Genomic DNA, 4730 nt, shown 5'->3' with positions numbered 1-4730 from the left:
CCGTGGAAACTGATAGGGCAGCTGGTCGACATCCGCGCCACCGCGACGATGGTGCAGATCTTCCACCACGGCGAGCTGGTCAAGACCCACGTCCGCAAAGGCAAAGGCAAGGTCACCAACGTCGCGGACTACCCGCCGGAGAAGATCGCGTTCCACACGCGAACCCGCAGTGGTGCCGCGATCGGGCCGAGCAGACCGGACCCGCGACCGCCGCGGTGATCGCCGAGCTGCTCGACGGTCCGGCGTTGCACCGGCTGCGCTCGGCGCAAGCGATCCTCAACCTGGCCGGCAAGTACTCCGACGCCCGGCTGGAGGCGGCCTGCCGCAAAGCCACCACGGCCGCCGACCCGTCCTACCGCACCATCCGCAACATCCTGGCCTCCGGGCTCGAGGACATCGAACACGACCGCCCCACCGGCGACGCCGGCGCGCCCGCGTTCCTGCACGGCCCCGCCGGCCTGTTCGCCGACGTCATCCCATTCCCCACCACCGCGGCCGCCTCCGCCGCGACCACGGCCGACACGACGAGCGCGACGGCATCCGACCGCCGTGACGACGCCGGTGACAACGAGCCGAAAGACGCCGCGTCATGACCCGCGCCCCGCTCACCCCCACCACACCGACGAAGGCCGAGACGAACCGATGACAATCCTGCGCCCCGCGCTGGCCGACAGCCTCCGCGCTCTGAAACTGTCCGGGATGCTCGAGACCCTCGACGCCCGTCTCGCCCAGGCACAAGGCGGCGACCTCGACTATCTGGAGTTCCTGCAGATCCTCTGCGACGACGAGATCACCCGCCGCGAGCAAGTGGCCATGGGCCGGCGTCTGCGCCGCGCCCGCTTCGACACCGAGACCACCCTCGAAGGCTTCGACTTCGCCGCCAACACGAAACTCCCAGCCGCCCAGATCCGCGACCTCGCCGCGCTGCGCTGGCTACAAGCCGGAGAATCGATCATCCTCTACGGCGCCGTCGGCGTCGGCAAAACCCACGTCGCCCAAGCCATGGGACACCTTGCCATCCGCGCCGGCGCCGAGGTCCGCTTCCACAAAACCAGCCGCGTCCTGGCCGACCTCGCCGGCGGCCACGCCGACCGCACCTTCGACAAACGCCTGGCCGCACACGTCAAAGCCGACCTGCTCATCCTGGACGACTTCGCGATGCACGAGTTCACCCCCGGCCAGGCCGACGACCTCTACGAGCTGATCTCCCAACGCATCGCCGAAGGCCGCTCCAACGCGATCACCGCCAACCGCGCACCCCAGGACTGGTATCCGCTGTTCCCCAATCCAGTCGTCGCCGAATCACTGCTCGACCGACTCATCAACAACAGCCACCAAGTCTTCATGAACGGCCCCTCCTACCGGCTGAACAAACGACCCAAGGCCTCAACCACCAAGTAGCAGAGCGGAACGACCACAGCATGAACGACCCGGCACCTCACCCTGACATCCCCAGCCGAGCCGAACGCGAGGCACTCAACACTGCGACGCCGCGCGTGTGCCGTCCGCGCGGGGCTTGCCGCCCTGGCCGGCCTTGAAGTCGACCAGCAGTCCGCCGGCGATCAGGTCCGCGTCGGCGTTGAGGTCGGCGCTGCCGTCGAAGGTCACCCCCGTGGTCACCGGCCCGGCCGGCAACGCGGGCAGCAGCTGGCCGAGCGCCAGGTTCCGCATCGCGATAAAGGTCGGCGACCTCCGCGCGACCTCGGCGCTGCCCTCATCTCGGTCACGACCGGACGAGGCGCACGCCGGTCGCGAGCAGCCAGACGAGCCAGGCGGCGAACCCTAGGAGCCCGACGAAGATCAGCGCCGAGCCGTCGGCGATCGCGAGGTTGCCGAGCCCCGCGGCGAGCAGCAGGCCCCCGCCCACCAGGCCCAGCAGGCGCTGCCAAGCCGGAGTCAGCCCGCTCGCGTGCGCGGCGAGGGCCGCGCCGATGAAGGTGGTGCCGAGCGTCGGCAGCGCCAGCGCGAACGCCGCCGCGTGAACCTGCCAGACGAGCTCGAACGCGGGCGTCGGCTCGGCGAGCCCGCCGGCGGAGAGCGCGAGCCCGATCTGCAGGACGTTGACAAGCACGAAGATGGCCGACAGCGTCGCGCCAGCGGCCAAGGCGAGGAGCGACCAGTCGGCGCCCGCTCCGCCGCGCCGCTCCACGAGGCCGTGCAGGCCGGTCACGAACACGAGCAGCAGCGGCAGGTTCAGGGCCACCTGACCGGACGCGATCGCGACCGAGTCGCGGTTGGCTGCGTAGTAGGCCAGCACTTCCTCGATCGGAGCGCCGAAGGTCGGCGCGCCCGTTCCCGCCAGCACCGCGTTCTCTATCGCCACCGACACCGCGAACGCGATCGCCGCGGCGCCGACGAGCCGGCCTCGAACGAACCACCTGCGGGCTAGCGTGGTGGCGGTGTTCTGCGGTGATCTCATCTCTTCCTCCTTCGTTTCAGTCGGATGGCGGGTTGTCGAGCAGGTTCGGGGTGTTCGTTCGGATGGTCGTCGGTTCTTCCTTCGAGAGGAACGGTCCGTCCGCCGGATTGGCGGCAGGTCTGGGCGTGCATACGCACGGGTTGGGTCGTTCTCGTCGGTCCGGTCGTCAGACGGAGACGACGACCTTCCCTCGGGTGTGGCCGGCCCCGACGTAGCGGAGGGCGTCGGCTGCTTCGTCGAGGGGGTAGGTGCGGTCGATGACGGGCGTGACCTGCCCGGTCGTGAGGAGGTCGGCCAGGGTGAGCAGGTCCTGGCGCTTCGCGACCGACACGAGAGGCTTCAGCTGCTGACGGGTGAACCCGGACAGCACGCGCGCTTTGACGATCCGACCGAGGGGGCCGAGCCAGCGGCCGCCGCGTCCGTTGTTGGGGATGAGGGTGCCGGTGGGCGTCAGCGCTCGGCGGACAGCCGTCAGGGGCTGGGCTTCCACGTTGTCGAGGATGACGTCGTAGCGCTTCTCGGTGCGGGTGAAGTCGGTCCTCGTGTAGTCAACGACGTGGTCGGCACCGAGCGACCGGACCAAGTCGACGTTGCGGGTGCTGCACACGCCGGTCACCTCGGCGCCAAACGCCTTGGCGATCTGTACGGCGAAGGAGCCCACGCCGCCCGACGCGCCCGTGACCAGCACCGTCTGGCCCGGTCGAACGTTCGCGATGTCGCGCAATGCCTGCAACGCCGCCATGGCCGACGTGGGGACCGCTGCCGCGTCCACGACCGACAGGTTGGCAGGCACGGACACGAGGTTGTCCGCTGGGACGCAGGCGTACTCCGCGAGCGTTCCAGCGGTGTTCCAGCCGAACACCTCGTCGCCGGGGCGGAGAGCGGTGACATCCTTCCCGACCGCTGCCACCACGCCGGCGAGGTCCCTGCCAGGGATGCCGTGGCGCGGCCGGCGGAGCCCGAACGCCAGACGCACCACGTACGGCTCACCGGTCATGACGAAGTAGTCGCCGGGATGTACCGAGGCCGCGCCCACCTGGACGAGCACATCGCCTCGACCGGGCAGCGGTAGCCCGACCTCGCACGACTCGAGCACTGAGGGCGGGCCGTAGCGGACCTGGACGGCGGCCCGCATCGTTGCCGCCCCGGCCGGACTCGCCCCCGGCACCAGGCGGTCTCCGGCATTCGATCGCTGTTCGATTCCCACAGAAGCCTCCTCACGTCCGAGCTGCGACTCTCACTGTCGTACACCGTACGTCGTACGCTGTACTATGGGCGTACGCTGTACGATTGTCAAGCCGTTCAAGCGAGCGAGGAGACCCGTGTCTGCGAGGAAGCAACGCCAGGTCGCGTCAGACGCGGGGCTGAGCAAGCAACGGGTGGTGGTCGAGGCGATTCGGCTCGCCGACCTCGAGGGGGTCGACGGGCTGAGCATGCGCCGGCTGGCTGGCGCGCTCGGCGCGGGCGCGATGTCGCTCTACCACTACGTGGCGAACAAGGAGGAGTTGCTGGACGCCATGATCGACATCGTGTTCGAGGAGATCGAGCTCCCGCCCGAAGAGACCGACTGGCAGTCAGCGATGCGACGGCGGGCGGTATCCGCCCGACAGGTTCTCGCACGCCACCCGTGGGCGATCGGCCTGATGGAGTCGCGGACATCGCCCGGGCCCGCGAACCTCCGCCACCGCGAAGCGGTCACCGCCTGCCTGCGGAGGGCTGGCTTCCCGGTCTTAATGGCGACGCACGCCAACTGGTTGCTCGACAGCTATGTCTACGGGTTCGCCCTGCAGGAAGCCAGCCTGCCGTTCGACACCGCCGACGAGCTCGCGGACATGGCCGAGAACGTCTTCCTGCCCCAGCTTCCTCCAGACGAGTTCCCCTACCTCAACGAGTCCGCCGCGGCGCTCGTCGCTGCCGGCTACGACCCGGCAGATGAGTTCATCTTCGGCCTCGACCTCGTCCTAGCCGCCCTCGAGCCGCTGAGAGCCTCCGCATAGCAACGCTCACGGACCGTCGCGCGGCCCTCTGCGCCGTAGCTCCGATCCATAGCCGCCGCACCGGGACCGCTGCCACGCAACCCTGGACCACCGAGCCGTCACCCCCTGACCGGCAACCCCGGACGTCCAGGTCACAGCGCTGCCATTGATACGGCAACGGCGGAACCTACACCGGAGACTAGATCAATTACGTGAGCCGACCCCAGGTCAATTCGGTGAGCGCCCACGATGTCGGCGAGGTCCTCGCCCCACCAGGACGGCAGCCGGTCCGCGGGTGCGGTGGGTGCCGTTATCGCGACGTCGCCGAGCCAGGG

At 69.4% G+C, this 4730-nt stretch carries 8 protein-coding genes; 4 read left to right on the top strand and 4 right to left on the bottom strand.

Annotated elements, in window-relative coordinates; translation table 11 throughout:
* From Pma05_RS41980 to istB, 3 genes are all read left to right on the top strand, one after another.
* Positions 1-219, top strand: a 219-nt coding sequence (locus Pma05_RS41980) for a Mu transposase domain-containing protein (protein ID WP_443678470.1), incomplete at its 5' end; no start/stop codon positions are given.
* Positions 216-593 carry a hypothetical protein gene (locus Pma05_RS41975; protein WP_203863116.1) on the top strand — a complete coding sequence of 126 codons (378 nt, stop codon included), beginning with the start codon at positions 216-218 and terminating at the stop codon, positions 591-593. The genes Pma05_RS41980 and Pma05_RS41975, both read left to right, overlap by 4 nt.
* A 49-nt stretch (positions 594-642) precedes the next feature.
* On the top strand, positions 643-1401 hold the full coding sequence (gene istB, locus Pma05_RS41970) for an IS21-like element helper ATPase IstB (protein ID WP_203863115.1): 759 nt from the start codon (positions 643-645) through the stop codon (positions 1399-1401).
* A 75-nt stretch (positions 1402-1476) separates the two neighbouring features.
* Here istB and Pma05_RS41965 read toward each other — a convergent pair whose 3' ends face one another.
* The 3 genes from Pma05_RS41965 to Pma05_RS41955 form a co-directional block, all read right to left on the bottom strand.
* The gene (locus Pma05_RS41965) at positions 1477-1671 is read right to left on the bottom strand and encodes a hypothetical protein (RefSeq protein WP_239314201.1); all 195 of its coding nucleotides are present in this window, start codon (positions 1669-1671) and stop codon (positions 1477-1479) included.
* A 52-nt stretch (positions 1672-1723) separates the two neighbouring features.
* Positions 1724-2419: a hypothetical protein gene (locus Pma05_RS41960; RefSeq protein ID WP_203863114.1), complete on the bottom strand. Its 696-nt coding sequence runs from the start codon at positions 2417-2419 to the stop codon at positions 1724-1726.
* Positions 2420-2585: 166 nt separating this feature from the next.
* Positions 2586-3554: an NAD(P)-dependent alcohol dehydrogenase gene (locus tag Pma05_RS41955; RefSeq protein ID WP_203863117.1), complete on the bottom strand. Its 969-nt coding sequence runs from the start codon at positions 3552-3554 to the stop codon at positions 2586-2588.
* Between the two features lie 187 nt (positions 3555-3741).
* On the opposite strand from Pma05_RS41955, the gene Pma05_RS41950 reads away from it, so the two are divergent.
* Positions 3742-4416 carry a TetR/AcrR family transcriptional regulator gene (locus Pma05_RS41950; protein ID WP_203863113.1) on the top strand — a complete coding sequence of 225 codons (675 nt, stop codon included), beginning with the start codon at positions 3742-3744 and terminating at the stop codon, positions 4414-4416.
* A 131-nt stretch (positions 4417-4547) separates the two neighbouring features.
* Here the strand turns inward: Pma05_RS41950 and Pma05_RS41945 are convergent.
* Positions 4548-4730, bottom strand: a 183-nt coding sequence (locus tag Pma05_RS41945; protein WP_203863112.1) for a hypothetical protein, incomplete at its 5' end; no start/stop codon positions are given.

It is taken from the genome of Plantactinospora mayteni (assembly GCF_016862935.1).
Lineage (GTDB): Bacteria > Actinomycetota > Actinomycetes > Mycobacteriales > Micromonosporaceae > Plantactinospora > Plantactinospora mayteni.
Note: the sequence above shows the minus strand (reverse complement) of the source record. Positions and strands in the feature narration are given on the sequence as shown.

What these genes read in the sequence shown, in the direction of transcription:
- istB (WP_203863115.1), top strand. Translation starts at nt 643, where the DNA reads ATGACAATCCTGCGCCCCGCGCTGGCCGACAGCCTCCGCGCTCTGAAA.
- Pma05_RS41965 (WP_239314201.1), bottom strand. Translation starts at nt 1,671, where the DNA reads ATGCGGAACCTGGCGCTCGGCCAGCTGCTGCCCGCGTTGCCGGCCGGG.
- Pma05_RS41960 (WP_203863114.1), bottom strand. Translation starts at nt 2,419, where the DNA reads ATGAGATCACCGCAGAACACCGCCACCACGCTAGCCCGCAGGTGGTTC.
- Pma05_RS41955 (WP_203863117.1), bottom strand. Translation starts at nt 3,554, where the DNA reads ATGCGGGCCGCCGTCCAGGTCCGCTACGGCCCGCCCTCAGTGCTCGAG.